The sequence below is a fragment of the Pseudomonas sp. B21-059 genome (assembly GCF_026016285.1).
Taxonomy (GTDB): Bacteria; Pseudomonadota; Gammaproteobacteria; order Pseudomonadales; family Pseudomonadaceae; genus Aquipseudomonas; species Aquipseudomonas danubii.
On sequence record NZ_CP087201.1, the window covers coordinates 1,700,373 to 1,717,095 of the forward strand.

Sequence of the window (16,723 nt, forward strand, 5' to 3'; positions counted from 1 at the left end):
AGGCGGGGCGCGTGCCGCGCCTCGGGCAAAGGGCTCAGGGGCAGGCGGTTTCGTGCAGGTACAGCCACTGCACTGCATCGTCCTGGACCCGGATGATCGCCAGTGACAGGCGCGAGGTCTGGCTCTGGTTCAGGCAATGGGTTTCCTTGTAGCGGATCGCCGCGCTGTGGCCTTCCTGCCACAGGCAGTGCAGATCGCTGACGATGATCTCCAGCCCCGCGCGGGTGCCCAGGGCACTGCGAAACAGCTGCTCCACCTGTGCCCGGCCAACCAGGGCGCCGCTGGTGGTCACCATCTGGAAATCCTCGGCGAACAGCGGCAGCAGTTGCTCGATGCAGGCCGCGCCATCCCCCCGTTGATCGGTGAAGACACGGTGAATCAGTTGATGAATCCAGTGCACGCTGTGCTGTGCCTGTTTAACGATCGAGTTGGGCATGGGAGGCCTTTTGTGGAGTGAGTCTGCCGAGGGCCGGCAAGGGAAGCAGGCCGGCCAGGGCGGCCAGTAGCAGGCTCAGGTGATAGGCCGCGAGAGCGTCCAGGTACCTGAGCAGGAGGTTGTAGAGCATCAGCAGCAAGGCTGCGCCAAGGCTGAAGGCCATCTGCCGGTTGATGTTCCAGATCACGCTGGCTTTGTGCGTGTCGCTGCCGCTGAAGTCCAGCAGGGCGGTGGTCTGGGCGGTGTTGGCACCGGCGCCGCCGCCAAGGCCCATCAGCAGGTAGGCCAGCATGATCAGCGGCAGGTCGGATGTCGCGTTGACCCAACACAAGGTGGCGATGCCGGCGCTGTGCAGCACCAGGGCGATGGAGAACAGTCGCGGGGCGCCGATGCGGTGGTAGTAACGCCCGCAGGCCAGCATCGCCAGCAGGGCACCGGCGGCATACAGCAGCATGAACATGCCGCTGTGTTGCGCGCTCAGGTGCAGGCTGTCCTGCAGGAAGAACAGGCTCAGCAGGTTGACGCCGGTGAAGATCCCGGGAATCGCGTGGTAGATGCCCACTGACAGGCCGAGGCGGGGATTGCTCAGCAGGTGCAGATCGACGATGGGCTGTGGGCAAGCCTGGCAGTGCCTGCGGTACAGCGCGGCCAACAGCAGGCCGGCCGCGAGGCAGAGCAGGGCCTGATGGGCCGGGTAGCCGCTGCCGTACAGCGACATGCCCAGCAGCAGGCTGCCCAGGCTGGCGCTCACCAGCAGCAGGCCGCGCAGGTCCGGTCGGGCCGGATGCGGAGTGCGTTCGCTGCGGACCCAGCGCCAGGACAGCAGCGCCGCCAGCAAGGACAACGGCAGGCTGGCGAAGAACACCCAGCGCCAGGAACTGTGGTCGACGATCGCGCCGCCCAGGGTCGGCGAGAGTGCCGGCGCCAGCAATGCCACGGCCATGATCAGGGTCGAGATGCGCGCCCGTTGCGGGCCCTGGAACAGGTTGAAGGTCAGGGCTTGCCCCAGGGGAATCAGCAGGCCGCCGGCCATGCCCTGCACCAGTCGCCAGAACACCAGCCACCTGAAGTCGTCGGCCAGCCCACAGAGCAGGGCCGCGCCACTGAACAGCAGCATCGAGGCGCTGAGGATCTCCCGGCTGCCGAAGCGTCCTGCCAGCCAGGTGCTGATGGGAATCACCAGGGTCAGGCCGAGAATGTAGGCGTTGGCCACCCAGGCCACGCTGGCGCTGGAGACCTGCCAGTGCGCGGCGATGCTCGGCAGGGCCACCGCCGACATGAAGATATTCACGCAGTCGATAAAGAATCCGAGAAGAAATACCACCGCCACTTTGTATCTGTAGGTCATGCCGCCTCCGTTTTGCCCGCAGCTTAGGGAGCTTGGGCGGAGACTGTCGAGGGGCCTATACTTGACGCATTGTTTAATGAGATTTGACAGTGAGCGAGACCTTTCACGGCCAACTGCACCGGGTGCAGACCTTTCTCGCGGTGGTGGACTTTGGCTCCTACACCCGCGCCGCGCAGTACCTGGGCATCAGCAAGGCCATGGCCAGCCTGCATATCAAGGCGCTGGAGCAGGCCCTGGCCAGTACCTTGCTGATCCGCACCACGCGGCATATCGCCCTGACGGAAAGCGGCCAGGACCTGTATGACGAATTCAAGGGGATTGTCGCCAATATCGATACCGCCTTTGACAACGTGCTGCACGGACGCAACCGGGTCAGCGGCAAGTTGCGCATCAGCTCCACGGCGGAGTACGCCGAGACTTTCGTGCTGCCGATCCTGCCGTTGTTCACCGCGCGCTACCCCGAGGTACGCCTGAGTTATCACTTCAATTCGTCGTTGAATGACCTGGTGGCGGAAAAGCTCGATCTGGTGATTCGCCTCGGCCACCTGGCGGACTCGGGGTTCAAGGGTCGCAAGCTGGCGGACTACGGCATCGCCCTGGTGGCCAGCCCGGATCTGCTCAAGGGCGTGGAACTGGCGCAGGCCGAGGATCTCTGTCGCTTGCCGTGGATCGGCAACAGCAATCTGGCGGGGCCGCCCAGCTGGACCTTCAATCATCCGCGTCGGGGCGAGGTGGAGGTGCGGGTCAACCCCGGGCATGAGTCCAATTCGGCGACGGCGATTCGCGCCCTGGCCCTGGCCGGCCTGGGGCTGGCGGTGCTGCCCGAATGGCTGGTGCTCGACGACCTGGCCAACGGGCGCCTGGTGCGGGTGCTGCCGCCGTACAGCCTGGCGCCGCAGCCGGTGCATGTGCTGTTTCCCAACAGCGCCCACTTGCCGCGCAAATCCCGGGTGTTCATCGATTTTCTCGCCGAACACCTGGGGCATTGAGAGGGGGGCAGGGTGCTGGCGGTTTCGGTGAGTCCGGGGATGGAGGATACTCGCCGGGTCGTTCGATCTGAATTCCGGGGACCCCCATGCCGCTGCAATCCTTGAACAGTCTGTCTGCCGTCGATCCTGTGCAATGGGATGGCCTGCTCAAGGACGGGCAACCCTTTGTCCGTCACGCCTTTCTCAGTGCCCTGGAAGACAGTGGCAGCCTGGGCCCGGGCTCTGGTTGGCAGGCCGAGCACCTGCTGCATGTAGAAGACGGCCGGCTGCTGGCGGCCCTGCCCAGCTATCGCAAATGGCACTCCTACGGTGAATACGTGTTCGATCATGGCTGGGCCGATGCCTGCGCGCGGGCCGGGATCGACTACTACCCCAAGCTGCTGACGGCGGTGCCGTTCAGCCCGGTGAGCGGCGCCCGGGTGTTGGCGGCGACCCAGGCGGACGCCTTCGAGCTGCTGAAAAGCCTGCCCGGTTACCTGGAGATCGAAGGGCTTTCCAGCGCCCATATCAATTTCACCGACGACTTCAGCGATCAGGCCCTGGAACAGCAACCAGGCTGGTTGCAGCGCCTGGGCTGTCAGTTCCACTGGCAGAATCGCGGCTACCGGGATTTTCAGGATTTTCTCGACGCCTTGAGCTCGCGCAAGCGCAAGCAGATGCGCAAGGAGCGCGAACAGGTGGCGGGGCAGGGCTTTGATTTCCAGTGGTTCGAAGGCCATGAACTGGACGAGGCACTGTGGGATTTCGTCTATGCCTGCTACGCCAATACCTATGCGGTGCGGCGCCAGTCGCCGTACCTGACCCGGGCCTTCTTCAGCCTGCTGGCCGAGCGCATGCCCGAGGCGATTCGCGTGGTCCTGGCCAAGCAGGGCGGGCGCCCGGTGGCCATGGCCTTCAGCCTGGTGGGGGGCGACAGTTTCTACGGCCGCTACTGGGGCTGCCTGGCGGAGTTTGACCGCCTGCATTTCGAGACCTGTTTCTATCAGGGCATGGACTACGCCATCGCCCAGGGGCTGCAGCGCTTCGACGCCGGGGCCCAGGGCGAGCACAAACTGATTCGGGGCTTCGAACCGGTGATCACCCGCTCCTGGCACTACCTGCGTCACCCCGGGCTGAATGCCGCGGTGCAGGATTTCCTGCATCGGGAGCGGGTCGGGATTCGCGCTTATGCCGAGGAGGCGAGGGACGCCTTGCCCTATCGGCAGGCGTGATCCTCGCCGCCGTTGCTCAGCCGTCTTCCTTGCCCAGCCAGCGGTAGAGCACGGCGCCGATCACTGCGCCGAGGATCGGTGCCAGCCAGAACAGCCACAGTTGCTGCAGGGCCCAACCGCCGACGATCAGCGCCGGGCCAGTGCTGCGGGCCGGGTTGACCGAGGTGTTGGTGACCGGGATCGAGATCAGGTGGATCAGGGTCAGGGCCAGGCCAATGGCAATGGGCGCCAGCCCCGCCGGGGCGCGTTTGTCAGTGGCGCCCAGAATGATCACCACGAACATCCCGGTCATCACCAGTTCACAGACAAACCCCGCTGCCATTGAATAGCCGCCGGGGGAGTGCTCGCCATAGCCATTGGAGGCCAGCCCCGAGGCCAGCTCGAAGCCGGGCTTGCCGCTGGCAATGAAATACAGCAGCGCTGCGGCGATGGCCCCGCCGATGACCTGCGCCACGATATAGGCTGGCAGCTCCCTGGCCGGAAAGCGTCCGCCCACCACCAGGCCCACGGACACGGCGGGATTGAGGTGGCAGCCGGAAATATGGCCGATGGCGAAGGCCATGGTCAGCACCGTCAGGCCGAAGGCCAGGGCGACGCCCAGCAGACCGATGCCGACATTGGGAAACGCCGCCGCCAGCACGGCGCTGCCGCAGCCGCCGAGAACCAGCCAGAAGGTCCCGAGCAATTCAGTCATGGAACGTTTGAACAAAGACATGAGTGATTCCTTGATAGGCCAACCTATCAACGCGATACAACTGTTATGCATCCCGCGGGTTAACTGCAGGTTCTGTCCCGGAACCTAGGCTCAGTACAGCAGGCTTTTGGCGCAATTCCAGCCCACAAAAAAACGCCAGGGCCCCTGGAAACGGGGCCCTGGCGTTGCGAGGCACAACCTTCTGCACCTGATTGCTGTAGCCGCTGCCGCAGGCTGCGACCGAGTCCGCAGGACTCGCAAGGCGGCCACCACGATTGACCAGGCAAACCGCTGATGCAGGTTCTGCGGCCCCGGCGGTGCCGATCGCAGCCTGCGGCAGCGGCTACAGATCAGTCGCTGCCGGTCAGTCGATGCCGACGAATCCTCCAGTCTGGTGCTGCCACAGGCGCGCGTACAAACCACCATGGGCCAGCAGTTCGGCGTGGGTGCCTGCTTCGGCAATGCGCCCCTGTTCCAGGACGATCAGGCGGTCCATGCGGGCGATGGTGGAGAGACGGTGGGCGATGGCGATTACGGTCTTGCCCTGCATCAGGGTCTCCAGGCTTTCCTGGATCGCCGCTTCCACTTCCGAGTCCAGGGCCGAGGTGGCTTCGTCCATGATCAGGATCGGCGCGTCCTTGAGCAGCACCCGGGCAATGGCGATGCGCTGGCGCTGGCCGCCGGACAGCTTGACCCCGCGTTCGCCAACGTGGGCATCGAAGCCGGTGCGGCCCTGGGCATCGGACAGCTGCGGGATGAACTCGTCGGCCCGGGCCTTGCGCACCGCTTCCCAGAGCTCCTCGTCGGTGGCATCGGGGCGGCCGTAAAGCAGGTTGTCACGGATCGAGCGGTGCAGCAGCGAGGTGTCCTGGGTGATCATGCCGATGCGCTCGCGCAGGCTTTCCTGGGTCACCTCGGCGATGTTCTGGCCGTCGATGAGGATCTGCCCGCCCTGCAGGTCGTAGAGGCGCAGCAGCAGGTTGACCAGGGTCGATTTGCCGGCCCCGGACGGGCCGATCAGGCCGATCTTCTCCCCGGGACGGATGTCCAGGTTGAGGTCGCTGATGACCTTGTTAGCCTTGCCGTAATGGAACTCCACATGCTCGAAGCGCACGCCGCCCTTGGCCACCGCCAGCTTCGGCGCCTGCTCACGGTCGGTGAGTTGCAGCGGCTGGGCGATGGTCTTGAGGCCGTCCTCGACCATGCCGATGTTCTCGAAGATGCCGTTGATCACCCACATGATCCAGCCGGACATGTTGACGATGCGGATCACCAGGCCGGTGGCCAGGGCGATGGCCCCGGCGCTGATCAGCGACTGGCTCCACAGCCACAGGGCCAGGCCCGTGGTGCTGACGATCAGCAGGCCGTTGAGGCTGGTGATGGTCACGTCCATGGCGGTAACCACGCGCCCGGCCAATTGGCTTTTCTCGGTCTGCTCGGCGATGGCTTCGCGGGCGTAGCTCTGCTCGAAGTGGGTGTGGGCGAAGAGCTTGAGGGTGGTGATGTTGGTGTAGCCGTCGACGATCCGCCCCATGAGTTTGGAGCGGGCGTCGGAGGCGTCCACCGAGCGCTTCTGGATGCGTGGCACGAAGTAGCGCATGGCACCGATGAAACCGGCGATCCACAGCAGCAGGGGGATCATCAGGCGCCAGTCGGCGTCGGCGAACAGCACCAGGGAGCCGATGGCGTAGATGGTCACGTGCCACAGGGCGTCGATCACCTGCACCGAGGAGTCCTGCAGCGAATAGCCGGTCTGCATGATGCGCTGGGCGATGCGCCCGGCGAAGTCGTTCTGGAAGAAGTTCAGGCTCTGGCGCAGCACGTAGCTGTGGTTCTGCCAGCGGATCAGGCTGGTCATGCCGGGGTTGATGGTCTGGTGCATCAACAGGTCGTGCAGGCCCACCATCAGCGGCCGGAACAGCAGGGCCACCACCGCCATCCAGGCCAGCTCCAGGCCGTGGTCGGTGAATACCTGGACGCTGGGCGTGCCCTGGGCCAGGTCGATGATGGTGCTCAGGTAGCTGAACAGCGACACCTCGATCAGGGCCACGAACAGGCCCACCACCAGCAGGGCGACGAAGCTGGGCCAGACTTGCTTGATGTAGTGGAAGTAGAAGGGCAGGACCCGATTGGGCGGGGTGGCGCTGGGGGCGTCGCGGAAGATATCGATCAGTTGTTCAAAACGACGAAAGAGCATGGGGGTCTTGAAGCCCGGGGTACGGGCTCTCCTGTTCTGAAAGCGGACGGGGCGCCGGGTAGGGCGCCGCCGTCGGGACAGGCTGCGGAATTCAGTCGATGCGCTTGGCCGACTTGATCAGCACCGGGTCCACAGGCACGTTTTGCATGCCTTGCTTGGTGGTGGTCTGGGAATTGACGATCTGGTCCACCACGTCCATGCCGCTCACCACCTTGGCGAACACCGCGTAGCCGGCATCGCGGCCCGGGTCGAGGAAGGCGTTGTCGGCGACGTTGATGAAGAACTGGCTGGTGGCCGAGTTGGGGTTGGAGGTGCGGGCCATGGACAGGGTGCCGCGAACGTTATGCAGACCGTTGGAGGCTTCGTTCTTGATCGGGTCGCGGGTGTCTTTCTGCACCATCTGCGCGGTGAAACCACCGCCTTGGGCCATGAACCCCGGGATTACCCGGTGGAAGATGGTGTTGTTGTAGAAGCCGCTGTCGACGTAGTCGAGGAAGTTCTTGCTGGAGATCGGTGCCTTGACCGGGTCCAGTTCGACTTCGATCTTGCCGAAGCTGGTGTCCAGCAGGACGTGAGGCGCCTTGGCCGGTTGGGCGGCCATCAGGTTGGCAGCGAACAGCACGGAGCCGGCGACGAGGGCGATTTTTTTCAGCATGGTTCAGTGATCCTGAGTGGTGGTGTCGACTGTGGTTATGAAGTCCAGCAGGGTGTGGTTGAAGCGCTGCGGCTGGTCCAGCGGCGTGGCGTGTCGGGAGTCCTCGATCACCACCAGCCGTGCATCCGGCAGCAGTTTGACATAAGCCTCTTTGACCGCCACCGGGGTGTAGTCGCGGTCGGCGCTGACGACCAGGGTTGGACAGGTGATCCGCCCCAGACGTTCCTGCACTCCCCAGCCGACGATGGCGTCGAAGCTGGCGAGATAAGCACGTTTGTCGTTTTTTGCCCAGCGCTCGGCCATCTTTTGCCGCAGCTCACCCTGCTCCGGCTTGGGAAACAGGCGCGGCCCCAGGGCCTTGCCGATGGCGGCCGGGCTCAACACCCGGGCCAGGCTCCAGCGCTTGAACCACTGCCAGTAGTCATTGGCGCTGCGTAGCTTGACCTCGGGGGCGCTGTTGACGATGCACAGGCTCTTGAGCAATTGCGGCTGATCCACCGCCAGCTGGAAGCCGATCATGCCGCCCATGGACAGCCCGACGTAGTGCGCGTGACCCAGGTTCAGGTGCTCGATCAGCGCCACGATGTCGGCGCTGAAGCCCGGGATGCTGTAGCGCTCCCGAGGTTTGTCGGAACGCCCGTGACCGCGAATGTCCGGGATGATCAGCCGGTAGCGGGCCGCGAGCTCGGGGATCTGCTTTTCCCAGTCCAGGGCGCTGGAGCCCAGGCCGTGAACCAGCAGCAGGGGGTCGCCCCGGCCGTATTCCTCGTAGTGCAGGGTGCAACCTTCATGCTCGAAATACGCCATGGCAGAACTCCTGTTCTGGTGGGTGGGACGTCAGGCTTGCTCGGGGGCGGCAAAGGGCGCATCCAGGGGCGCGGTGTCGAAGGTGCGCAGCAGTTCCACGAGGATCTGCGTGGCCGGGCCCAGGGGTTTGTCCTTGTTGGAATAGAGGAAGAAGGTCGGATGGCGGCTGCCGCCCTGGTCCAGGGGCAGGACCTTGAGCAGGCCTTCGCGCAGCTCCCGTTCGATCAGGTGCCGGGGCAGCCAGGCAAACCCCAGGCCGCTGCTGACGAAGGTCGCGGCGGTGGCCAGGCTGCCCACGGTCCAGCGTTGTTCGGCGCCGAGCCAGCCCACATCCCGCGGCTGCTGGCGGCCGGAGTCGCGGATCACCACTTGCAGCTGGCTTTCCAGGTCCTGGAAGTGCAGTTCCCGTTGCAGGCGGTGCAGGGCGTGTTCCGGGTGGGCCACGGCGACAAATTCCACCGAACTCATCTCGGTGCCCAGGTAACCGGGAATGTTGAAGCCACTGATGGCCAGGTCGGCCACGCCTTCGAGCAGCACTTCCTCGACCCCGGACAGCACTTCTTCGCGCAGGCGTACGCGGCAGCCACGGCTTTGCGGCATGAAGGCGGTCAGGGCGCGCACCAGGCGCGCGTTGGGGTAGGCGGCGTCCACCACCAGTCGCACCTCGGCTTCCCAGCCCTGTTCCATATGGTGGGCCAGGTCTTCCAGCTGGCTGGCCTGCTTGACCAGTTGCCGGGAGCGGCGCAGCAACACGCCGCCGGCTTCGGTGAGCACCGCCTTGCGGCCATCGATGCGCAGCAGCGGCACGCCGAGCTGGTCCTGCATGCGCGCCACGGTGTAGCTGACCGAGGACTGCGAGCGGTGCAGGGCTTCGGCGGCCTGGGCGAAGCCGCCGTGATCGACCACCGCCTGCAGGGTGCGCCATTGATCCAGGGTCACGCGGGGCGCTTTCATGAGGGACTCCTCTTGTCCTAAGCTGGCGCTCCTTATTGGAGACTGCCGAATGAGAAAATTCTGTTGTGTGTTGCTGGCGCTGTTGCCCCTCTGCGCCTGGGCCTACCCCATCGATGTCGAGAAGCAGTTGAACGGCCAGAGCATCGACTACACCACCTTTGCTACCGATGAAGACATCGGCTCCATCCAGTTGAACAACTACGGCAAGAACGACGCCGTGTGTTCGGTGGTGTTTCGCAATGGCCCCGAGGCGCCCCGCACCCGCAAGGTGGAAGTGGCGGCCGGCAAGAGCAAGAACGTGACCGCCAAGTTCAATCGCAAGATCATCAAGCTGCGCCTGGACCTGAACTGCCAGGCCAAATGATGGACTCTGGGCCGGCCCGGCGTGCTGCGTTGGGGCTGGCTCCGCTTATAAACGAATTTGTTGATTGGTTATAGCAGTTATTTGCGCTTTTTCATCGATATCACTCTGTTTAATCTGCGCTCCATCGACTTATGCATACCCCGATGGAGGCTTCAGCCATGTCCCGCGTCCTGATCATTGAAAGCAGTGCCCGCCAGCAGGATTCCGTATCCCGGCAATTGACCCAGACCTTTATCCAGCAATGGCAGGCCGCTCACCCCGGCGACTCGATCACGGTGCGTGACCTGGCCCGCAACCCGGTGCCGCATTTGGACGCCAACCTGTTGGGAGGCTGGATGAAACCTGCCGAGCAGCGCAGCGCCGCCGAGCAGGAGTCCCTGCAGCGCTCCAATGAGCTGACCGAGGAGCTGCTGGCCGCCGACGTGTTGGTGATGGCCGCGCCGATGTACAACTTTGCCATTCCCAGCACCCTGAAAGCCTGGCTCGACCATGTGCTGCGTGCCGGGGTGACCTTTAAGTACACCGACACCGGGCCCCAGGGCCTGCTCACCGGCAAGCGTGCCTACGTGCTCACTGCTCGGGGTGGCATCTACGCCGGCAGCAGCGCCGATCACCAGGAACCCTACCTGCGTCAGGTCATGGGCTTTATCGGTATCCACGACGTCGAATTCATCCACGCCGAAGGTTTGAACCTGGGCGGCGACTTCCACGAAAAGGGCTTGAACCAGGCCAACGCCAAGCTGGCCCAGGTGGCCTGAGCCCCGTTGGACGAAGCGGCGCTGCAAGATGGGCGCCGTTAATCCGCAGATAATCCGCCGGTGTTCAAGTAGCGCCTGCGGATCCCCTTCAAGCCGGTTCGCGCATCGAACCTCCCTTTGCACTGGTTGCTTCTTCAGTGCCGACGCCCGATTGCACGCCTAGCGAGATCGGGCTTTTTTTTGCCCGGGATTTCATCTGTACCGGCAAAACCGCTATCGTCGCCGCCATTCAAGATGAGGCGAACATGGGCTATCTACTTTTTGTCACTCTGATCCAGGCATTTTCCTTCAGCCTGATCGGCGAATACCTGGCCGGGCATGTCGACAGTTACTTCGCGGTGCTGGTGCGGGTGCTGCTGGCGGGGCTGGTGTTTCTCCCGCTGACCCGCTGGCGCCGGGTGGAACCGGCCTTCATGCGCGGCATGCTGCTGATCGGGGCCCTGCAGTTCGGCATCACCTACGTGTGCCTGTACCTGAGCTTTCGGGTGCTGACGGTGCCGGAGGTGCTGCTGTTCACCATCCTCACGCCTTTGCACGTAACCCTGATCGAAGACGCCCTGAACCGGCGCTTCAACCCCTGGGGGCTGCTGGCGGCGCTGGTGGCGGTGGCGGGCGCGGTGGTGATTCGCTACGACAGCGTCAATCCGGACTTCTTCATCGGCTTCTTGCTGCTGCAACTGGCCAACTTCACCTACGCCGCCGGGCAAGTGCTGTACAAGCACCTGGTGGCACGCTACCCCAGCGACCTGCCGCATTACCGGCGCTTCGGCTACTTCTACCTGGGGGCGTTGCTGGTGGTACTGCCGGCGTTCCTGCTGTTCGGCAAGGCCCATTACCTGCCTGATGCGCCGCTGCAATGGGCGGTGCTGCTGTTTCTCGGCCTGGTGTCCACGGCATTGGGGATGTACTGGTGGAACAAGGGCGCGTGCCTGGTGACCGGCGCCACCCTGGCGGTGATGAACAACTTGCATGTGCCGGTGGGGCTGCTGGTCAACCTGCTGATCTGGAACCAGCATGAAGACCTGGGGCGCTTGTTGTTGGGCGGGTTGGTGATCCTTGGGGCGGTGTGGATCAGCCGCCGCGGCTCTGCGGTGCTGGCGACTCGCTGAGGCAGCGATCCAGGGGCTGGATGCTGGCGGCGCTGCCGGGCTGGTTGTAGCCGCTGCCGCAGGCTGCGACCGAGTCCGCAGGACTCGCAAGGCGGCCGCCGCGTATGACCAGGCGAACCGCCAACACAGGTTTCACGGCCCCTGCGGGGCCGATCGTCCGAACGCGGCCCGAACCTTCGGCAGCGGCTACAGGTTAAAGCGCGTGCTTTTCTGGTTGTGGAACATGGCTGGCGCCCGCTATCGCCGGCAGCAAACCGGCCCGCAGATCGGTGCCGCTGGGCTGCTGGTAGAGGTTCAGGCCAAATTCCGGCATCACCGCCAGCAGGTAATCGAAGATATCCCCCTGGATGCGCTCGTAATCCACCCAGGCCGTGGTGCGGGTGAAGCAGTAGATCTCCAGCGGAATGCCCTGGGCCGTGGTCTGCATCTGGCGCACCATGCAGGTCATGTTCGGCTGGATCTCCGGGTGGCTCTTGAGGTACGCCAGGGCATAGGCGCGGAAGGTGCCGATATTGGTCATGCGCCGGCGGTTGGCCGACAGCGCGGCGACGTTGCCCTGGGCTTCGTTCCAACTCTTGAGCTCGGCCTGCTTGCGCCCGATGTAGTCGGTGAGCAGGCGCACCTTGCTCAGACGCTGTTCCTCTTCGTCATGCAAAAAGCGCACGCCGCTGGCATCGATGTACAGGCTGCGCTTGATCCGCCGACCGCCGGATTGCTGCATGCCGCGCCAGTTCTTGAACGACTCGCTCATCAAGCGCCAGGTCGGGATGGAGACGATGGTCTTGTCGAAGTTCTGCACCTTGACCGTGTGCAGGGTGATGTCCACCACATCGCCGTCGGCGCCCACCTGGGGCATCTCGATCCAGTCGCCGACCCGCAGCATGTCGTTGCTGGTCAACTGCACGCTGGCGACGAAGGACAGCAGGGTGTCCTTGTAGACCAACAGGATCACCGCCGACATGGCGCCCAGACCGGACAGCAGCAACAGCGGCGAGCGGTCGATCAGGGTGGCGACGATGATGATTGCGCCAAACACGTACAGCACCATCTTCGCCAGTTGCACGTAGCCCTTGATCGAGCGTGTGCGGGCGTGTTCGGTGCGCGCGTAGATGTCCAGCAGGGCGTTGAGCAGGGCGCTCAGGGCCAGGAGCTGGAACAGGATGGTGAAGGCCATGGCCAAGTTGCCGAGGAACAGCAGGCTGGTCTTGCTCAGCTCCGGCACCAGGTGCAGGCCGAACTGGATCACCAGGGACGGGGTCATTTGCGCCAGGCGGTGGAACACCTTGTTGTGGCGCAGATCATTGAGCCAGTGCAGGGACGGCTGGCGGCCCAGCAGCCTGACGGCGTGCAGGACCAGGTAGCGGGCCACTCGTCCGAGCACCAGGGCGATCACCAGTAACAGGGCCAGGCCGATGCCGGCGTGCAGGAGAGGGTGTTGATCGAGGGCTCCCCAGAGGTCCTGGGTATTGAGCCAGAGCTGTTTGAAATCCATGGGCTAAAACGATTCTTCTATGAGGCACAAGGGCAGGATTAGAGCATTTAACCCTGGGAAAGTTACGGTTAAGGACAAATCGGCTAACAAAAAACCAACTCTTTGCCACCGTTTGCACAAAGAAACTCGGCCTGCGCGCTCGAAACCGTTACCCTATGCAGCTGTTTTTTTGCATATCTTCGAGGTAGCACCCGTGTTTTCCCAATTCGCCCTGCACGAACGCCTGCTCAAAGCCGTGGCCGAGCTTAAATTTGTCGAGCCGACGCCGGTGCAAGCAGCGGCTATTCCGCTCGCGCTGCAAGGGCGTGACCTGCGGGTGACGGCACAGACCGGCAGCGGCAAGACCGCGGCCTTTGTCCTGCCAATCCTTAATCGCCTGATCGGCCCGGCGAAGATCCGCGTCAGCATCAAGACCCTGATCCTGTTGCCGACCCGGGAACTGGCCCAGCAGACCCTCAAGGAAGTCGAGCGTTTCTCCCAGTTCACCTTCATCAAGTCCGGCCTGATCACCGGCGGTGAAGACTTCAAGGTCCAGGCCGCCATGCTGCGCAAAGTGCCGGACATCCTCATTGGCACCCCGGGGCGCATGCTGGAGCAACTCAACGCCGGCAACCTGGACCTCAAAGAAGTCGAAGTGCTGGTGCTCGACGAAGCCGACCGCATGCTCGACATGGGCTTTGCCGAAGACGTGCAGCGCCTGGTGGACGAATGCCCGAACCGCCAGCAGACCATGCTGTTCTCCGCTACCACCGGTGGTTCCGGCCTGCGCGAGATGGTCGCCAAGGTCCTCAACAACCCTGAGCACCTGCAACTCAACAGTGTCAGCCAGCTGAACGAAACCACCCGTCAGCAGATCATCACCGCCGACCACAACCAGCACAAAGAACAGATCGTCAACTGGCTGCTGGCCAACGAGACCTACCAGAAGGCCATCGTCTTCACCAACACCCGGGCCATGGCCGACCGCATCTATGGCCGCCTGGTGGCCCAGGACTACAAGGCTTTCGTCCTGCACGGCGAGAAGGACCAGAAGGACCGCAAGCTGGCCATCGATCGCCTGAAGCAGGGCGGGGTCAAGATCCTCGTGGCCACCGACGTCGCCGCCCGTGGCCTGGACGTGGACGGCCTGGACCTGGTGATCAACTTCGATATGCCGCGCAGCGGCGACGAATACGTGCACCGCATCGGTCGTACTGGCCGTGCTGGCAACGATGGCCTGGCCATCTCGCTGATCTGCCACGGCGACTGGAACCTGATGTCGAGTATCGAGCGCTACCTCAAGCAGAGCTTCGAGCGCCGCACCATCAAGGAAGTCAAAGGCACCTACAGCGGCCCGAAAAAGGTCAAGGCGTCCGGCAAGGCCGTTGGCGTGAAGAAGAAAAAGACCGACGCCAAGGGCGACAAGAAAAAGTCCGTGGCCAAGGCCCCGACCAAGCGCAAGACCGCCAACCGGCCGAAAAGCGACAGCCTGGTCAGCCAGGACGGTCTGGCGCCGCTCAAGCGCCGCAAGCCACAGGCGCCGGTAGCTGAATAAGCCAGCGGCCAGCGGTAAACGAAAAACCCGGACCTGATCCGGGTTTTTTTTGGCTGGCTTTCAGAGCTACTCCGGGCCTCGATGGCTCAACTGGCCTTGGGTTTCCCGGCCCATTCCGGCATCCCGGGCAATCTGGGCCATGCCCCCGAGTTTTGGCTAAGTGGCCAAAGCTCGAAGAGACGCTTCTGGCGGATCAACAGCCCGCTGCCAAGAAAACTTTCCTGAAGATTCAGAAGCGTCTGATGTGTCGCTTGCCGGGGTCTATCTAGTATCGGCACCCGCTCCAGTGCCCGGATGATGCGGGGATACGCAGTTTGTCGGGGCGTTCAGCGCTTATTTGACGCCAAGATGGTGGCACATTAACATCGCGCGCCCTGTCTTGACCCTTGCTGCCCTTTCGAAGGACCGAATATGTCTATCCCCACCCTCGGGATGAGGTTGTGCTGTGCCCTGTCTTGCCTGCTGCTGGCCGGCACCGTACACATGGCTGTTGCCGCTCCCTTGCCCGCACCGACCTTCAACCCCGGTGACCAGGACCTGATCCGCGACCGGCAGAACCGCCTGCTGGAAGAACAGCAGCGGCGTCTCGAAGAACTCAAGGACCTGCCCGGCAAGAGCGCCGCGCCTGTAGCGCCCAGCGCGCCCAGCGATAGCCGCTGCTTCCCGATTCAGGATATCCAGCTCAAAGGCGCCGATTCGCTGTCCGCCAGCGAACGCGAGAGCCTGCTCAAGCCCTATATCGGCCAGTGCCTGGGGGTGGCCCAGCTCAACGAGCTGCTCAAGGTCATCACCAACCGCTACATCGAAAAGGGCCTGGTCACCAGCCGTGCCTACCTGCCGCAACAGGACCTGTCCAGCGGCCACCTGCAAGTGCTGGTGGTAGAGGGCAAGCTCGAAGGGCTCAAGGCCGCCGAGGGCAGCAAGCTCACAGCCCGCGAACTGAACATGGCCTTTCCCGGCAGCAGCGGTGAGCTGCTCAACTTGCGGCAGATCGAACAGATGGTGGACCAGCTCAACCGCCTGCCGTCGAACCAGGCGCAGATGGAACTGGCCCCGGGGCAGGCCGTGGGCGGCAGTGAAGTCCTGGTCAAGAACAACCCGCAAAAGCCCTGGCGCGTCGGTCTGTCGCGCAGCAACGAGGGCCAGAAGAGCACCGGCGAGCAGCAGTGGGGCAGCTCTTTCGAATGGGACAGCCCTCTGGGATTGGCCGACCAACTGGTGTTGCGCGGCGGCCACGACGCCGTCAGCGACCACCAGAAAACCTCGCGCAACGCCATGCTCTACTACAACCTGCCGTTTGGCTGGTGGAACCTCAGCTACAGCTACAGCCAGAGCGAATACCGCTCCCTGGCTCAGGCCGTGGGCTTCAACTTCAAGCAGACCGGCGACAGCCAGAACCATCAACTGCGCCTGGAGCGAGTGATCCACCGTGATGCCGTGAGCAAGACCTCGCTGAACAGCGGCCTGAGCTACCTGCGCACCAACAACTACATCGAAGACAGCAAGCTGAGTAACAGCAGCAACCGCCTCAGCGAAGCCCAGTTCGGCATCAACCACGGTCGGCGTATCGGCAGCGCCTTCCTCAACCTCGACCTGGGGCTGCAGGACGGTATTGGCGCCTTCGATGCCCAGCGCGAAAACCAGCGCGACAAATACGGCAATCGCCAGGCCAACGCCCGCTACCGCAAGTACACCGCCACCGCCAGCTACCAGCAGCCGTTCAAGCTGTGGGACGAGTCCCTGGTGTTCAGCAGCCTGGTCACCGGCCAGCGCAGCGAGGATGTGTTGTTCAGCTCGCAACGCATGAGCCTGGGCAGCCAGTCCTCGATCCGTGGCTACAAGGACCAGAGCCTCAATGGCGACAGCGGCTACTACTGGCGCAACGACCTGCGCTGGAGTCGCCCGGTGACCTGGGACTGGCTGCGCCCGGTGTTCGCCGAGTACGGCACGGGGCTGGGCTATGACCTCGGCGCGATCCGCAACGACCGCTACAACGCCGAGCAGCATGGCCGGGTCTCCAGCGACTCCATCGAGTTCTTTGCCCGCGGCAAGAACCTCGCCGCCAGCGTGACCTTTGCCCACTCCCTCGAACGGCCCGAAGCCCTGAGTGAACGCGAAGCGCCGATCTATTTCCGTTTGGACCTGTTCCTTTAATTCCGCTCTTTACCCGAGATA

Annotated in this window: 15 protein-coding genes; 7 read left to right on the plus strand and 8 right to left on the minus strand. The window is 63.7% G+C overall.

Going from position 1 to position 16,723, the window contains the following annotated elements:
• Nucleotides 1–34: 34 nt before the first annotated feature.
• Together LOY69_RS07730 and LOY69_RS07735 are read right to left on the minus strand one after the other, a co-directional pair.
• The gene (locus LOY69_RS07730) at nt 35–436 is read right to left on the minus strand and encodes a DUF4440 domain-containing protein (protein WP_170001309.1); all 402 of its coding nucleotides are present in this window, start codon (nt 434–436) and stop codon (nt 35–37) included.
• Nucleotides 417–1,784 carry an MFS transporter gene (locus tag LOY69_RS07735; protein WP_265074345.1) on the minus strand — a complete coding sequence of 456 codons (1,368 nt, stop codon included), beginning with the start codon at nt 1,782–1,784 and terminating at the stop codon, nt 417–419. The genes LOY69_RS07730 and LOY69_RS07735 overlap by 20 nt, the downstream gene beginning before the upstream one ends.
• Nucleotides 1,785–1,867: 83 nt before the next feature.
• On the opposite strand from LOY69_RS07735, the gene LOY69_RS07740 reads away from it, so the two are divergent.
• Together LOY69_RS07740 and LOY69_RS07745 are read left to right on the plus strand one after the other, a co-directional pair.
• Nucleotides 1,868–2,773: a LysR family transcriptional regulator gene (locus LOY69_RS07740; RefSeq protein WP_102878796.1), complete on the plus strand. Its 906-nt coding sequence runs from the start codon at nt 1,868–1,870 to the stop codon at nt 2,771–2,773.
• An 86-nt stretch (nt 2,774–2,859) separates the two neighbouring features.
• Nucleotides 2,860–3,984: a GNAT family N-acetyltransferase gene (locus LOY69_RS07745; protein ID WP_110595123.1), complete on the plus strand. Its 1,125-nt coding sequence runs from the start codon at nt 2,860–2,862 to the stop codon at nt 3,982–3,984.
• 16 nt (nt 3,985–4,000) lie between these two features.
• Here LOY69_RS07745 and aqpZ read toward each other — a convergent pair whose 3' ends face one another.
• From aqpZ to LOY69_RS07770, 5 genes are all read right to left on the minus strand, one after another.
• The gene (gene aqpZ / locus LOY69_RS07750) at nt 4,001–4,699 is read right to left on the minus strand and encodes an aquaporin Z (protein WP_102861680.1); all 699 of its coding nucleotides are present in this window, start codon (nt 4,697–4,699) and stop codon (nt 4,001–4,003) included.
• 343 nt (nt 4,700–5,042) lie between these two features.
• Complete coding sequence (locus LOY69_RS07755; RefSeq protein ID WP_102861681.1) at nt 5,043–6,875, minus strand: ABC transporter ATP-binding protein; 1,833 nt, start codon at nt 6,873–6,875, stop codon at nt 5,043–5,045.
• 91 nt (nt 6,876–6,966) lie between these two features.
• Nucleotides 6,967–7,530, minus strand: coding sequence for a peptidylprolyl isomerase (locus LOY69_RS07760; protein ID WP_102861682.1), 564 nt, complete (start codon nt 7,528–7,530; stop codon nt 6,967–6,969).
• A gap of 3 nt (nt 7,531–7,533) precedes the next feature.
• Complete coding sequence (locus LOY69_RS07765; RefSeq protein ID WP_265074346.1) at nt 7,534–8,337, minus strand: alpha/beta fold hydrolase; 804 nt, start codon at nt 8,335–8,337, stop codon at nt 7,534–7,536.
• Between the two features lie 30 nt (nt 8,338–8,367).
• On the minus strand, nt 8,368–9,291 hold the full coding sequence (locus tag LOY69_RS07770; protein WP_102878799.1) for a LysR family transcriptional regulator: 924 nt from the start codon (nt 9,289–9,291) through the stop codon (nt 8,368–8,370).
• A 49-nt stretch (nt 9,292–9,340) separates the two neighbouring features.
• On the opposite strand from LOY69_RS07770, the gene LOY69_RS07775 reads away from it, so the two are divergent.
• From LOY69_RS07775 to LOY69_RS07785, 3 genes are all read left to right on the plus strand, one after another.
• A complete protein-coding gene (locus LOY69_RS07775) occupies nt 9,341–9,655 on the plus strand; it encodes a 3-phosphoglycerate kinase (RefSeq protein ID WP_102878800.1) in 315 nt (104 codons plus the stop codon).
• A 158-nt stretch (nt 9,656–9,813) separates the two neighbouring features.
• Nucleotides 9,814–10,413, plus strand: a complete 600-nt coding sequence (locus tag LOY69_RS07780; RefSeq protein WP_102861686.1) for an FMN-dependent NADH-azoreductase — start codon at nt 9,814–9,816, stop codon at nt 10,411–10,413.
• Nucleotides 10,414–10,658: 245 nt separating this feature from the next.
• Nucleotides 10,659–11,522 (plus strand): carboxylate/amino acid/amine transporter, encoded by an 864-nt coding sequence (locus tag LOY69_RS07785; protein WP_102878801.1) that lies wholly within the window; start codon nt 10,659–10,661, stop codon nt 11,520–11,522.
• Between the two features lie 193 nt (nt 11,523–11,715).
• Here the strand turns inward: LOY69_RS07785 and LOY69_RS07790 are convergent, their stop codons facing one another.
• Nucleotides 11,716–13,014, minus strand: coding sequence for a mechanosensitive ion channel family protein (locus tag LOY69_RS07790; RefSeq protein WP_170001305.1), 1,299 nt, complete (start codon nt 13,012–13,014; stop codon nt 11,716–11,718).
• Between the two features lie 193 nt (nt 13,015–13,207).
• On the opposite strand from LOY69_RS07790, the gene LOY69_RS07795 reads away from it, so the two are divergent.
• Nucleotides 13,208–14,548, plus strand: coding sequence for a DEAD/DEAH box helicase (locus tag LOY69_RS07795; protein WP_170001304.1), 1,341 nt, complete (start codon nt 13,208–13,210; stop codon nt 14,546–14,548).
• A 411-nt stretch (nt 14,549–14,959) separates the two neighbouring features.
• The gene (locus LOY69_RS07800) at nt 14,960–16,702 is read left to right on the plus strand and encodes a ShlB/FhaC/HecB family hemolysin secretion/activation protein (protein WP_265074347.1); all 1,743 of its coding nucleotides are present in this window, start codon (nt 14,960–14,962) and stop codon (nt 16,700–16,702) included.
• Nucleotides 16,703–16,723 lie beyond the last annotated feature (21 nt).

Bases quoted from the DNA above. Each gene is read 5' to 3' on its own strand.
- LOY69_RS07755 (WP_102861681.1), bottom strand. From the start codon at position 6,875: ATGCTCTTTCGTCGTTTTGAACAACTGATCGATATCTTCCGCGACGCC.
- LOY69_RS07800 (WP_265074347.1), top strand. From the start codon at position 14,960: ATGTCTATCCCCACCCTCGGGATGAGGTTGTGCTGTGCCCTGTCTTGC.
- LOY69_RS07765 (WP_265074346.1), bottom strand. From the start codon at position 8,337: ATGGCGTATTTCGAGCATGAAGGTTGCACCCTGCACTACGAGGAATAC.
- LOY69_RS07735 (WP_265074345.1), bottom strand. From the start codon at position 1,784: ATGACCTACAGATACAAAGTGGCGGTGGTATTTCTTCTCGGATTCTTT.
- LOY69_RS07785 (WP_102878801.1), top strand. From the start codon at position 10,659: ATGGGCTATCTACTTTTTGTCACTCTGATCCAGGCATTTTCCTTCAGC.
- LOY69_RS07790 (WP_170001305.1), bottom strand. From the start codon at position 13,014: ATGGATTTCAAACAGCTCTGGCTCAATACCCAGGACCTCTGGGGAGCC.
- LOY69_RS07775 (WP_102878800.1), top strand. From the start codon at position 9,341: ATGAGAAAATTCTGTTGTGTGTTGCTGGCGCTGTTGCCCCTCTGCGCC.
- LOY69_RS07780 (WP_102861686.1), top strand. From the start codon at position 9,814: ATGTCCCGCGTCCTGATCATTGAAAGCAGTGCCCGCCAGCAGGATTCC.
- LOY69_RS07745 (WP_110595123.1), top strand. From the start codon at position 2,860: ATGCCGCTGCAATCCTTGAACAGTCTGTCTGCCGTCGATCCTGTGCAA.
- LOY69_RS07760 (WP_102861682.1), bottom strand. From the start codon at position 7,530: ATGCTGAAAAAAATCGCCCTCGTCGCCGGCTCCGTGCTGTTCGCTGCC.
- LOY69_RS07730 (WP_170001309.1), bottom strand. From the start codon at position 436: ATGCCCAACTCGATCGTTAAACAGGCACAGCACAGCGTGCACTGGATT.
- LOY69_RS07770 (WP_102878799.1), bottom strand. From the start codon at position 9,291: ATGAAAGCGCCCCGCGTGACCCTGGATCAATGGCGCACCCTGCAGGCG.
- aqpZ (WP_102861680.1), bottom strand. From the start codon at position 4,699: ATGTCTTTGTTCAAACGTTCCATGACTGAATTGCTCGGGACCTTCTGG.